Source organism: Streptomyces yerevanensis (assembly GCF_000716805.1).
Classification (GTDB): Bacteria; Actinomycetota; Actinomycetes; order Streptomycetales; family Streptomycetaceae; genus Streptomyces; species Streptomyces flaveus.
This window is the reverse complement of the sequence record NZ_JNWJ01000203.1, coordinates 1-703: the sequence shown is the minus strand read 5'-3', so window position 1 is coordinate 703 and position 703 is coordinate 1. Positions and strand designations below refer to the sequence as shown.

1 protein-coding gene is annotated in these 703 nt (G+C 64.6%); it reads right to left on the bottom strand.

Features of this window, described 5'->3' with window-relative positions; translation table 11 throughout:
• A partial coding sequence (locus OP79_RS49050; RefSeq protein ID WP_033329773.1) for a DNA-directed RNA polymerase subunit alpha occupies positions 1-701 on the bottom strand: 701 nt, incomplete at its 3' end.
• Positions 702-703 lie beyond the last annotated feature (2 nt).

Genomic DNA, 703 nt, shown 5'->3' with positions numbered 1-703 from the left:
CCCATGTCGATGCCCTCGGCGTCGATGTTGAGCTCACGGGCCAGACCGAACAGCTCGACCAGCGTCTTGCCGGCGGAAGCCATCGCGTCACGCGGACGCATCGCCTGCTTGGTCTCGACGTCGACGATCAGCTTGTCGAAGTCGGTGCGCTGCTCGACACGCGTGGCCTCGACCTTGTACGTGACCTTGAGCACCGGCGAGTAGATCGAGTCGACCGGAATGCGCCCGATCTCCTGACCGACCTGCTTGTTCTGCACGGCGGAGACATAACCACGGCCACGCTCGACCGTGAGCTCCATCTCCAGCTTGCCCTTGCCGTTGAGCGTGGCAAGAACCAGATCGGGGTTGTGCACCTCGACACCGGCCGGCGGCGCGATGTCGGCGGCGGTGACCAGACCCGGGCCCTGCTTGCGCAGGTACATCACCACAGGCTCGTCGTGCTCGCTGCTCACGACCAGCTGCTTGATGTTGAGGATCAGGTCGGTGACGTCCTCCTTGACGCCCGGCACGGTGGTGAACTCGTGCAGGACACCGTCGATACGGATGCTGGTGACAGCAGCTCCGGGGATCGACGACAGGAGAGTACGACGCAGGGAGTTGCCGAGGGTGTAGCCGAAGCCCGGCTCCAGCGGCTCGATCACGAACCGGGAGCGGAACTCGTCGACGACCTCTTCGGTCAGGGACGGACGCTGAGCAATCAGCA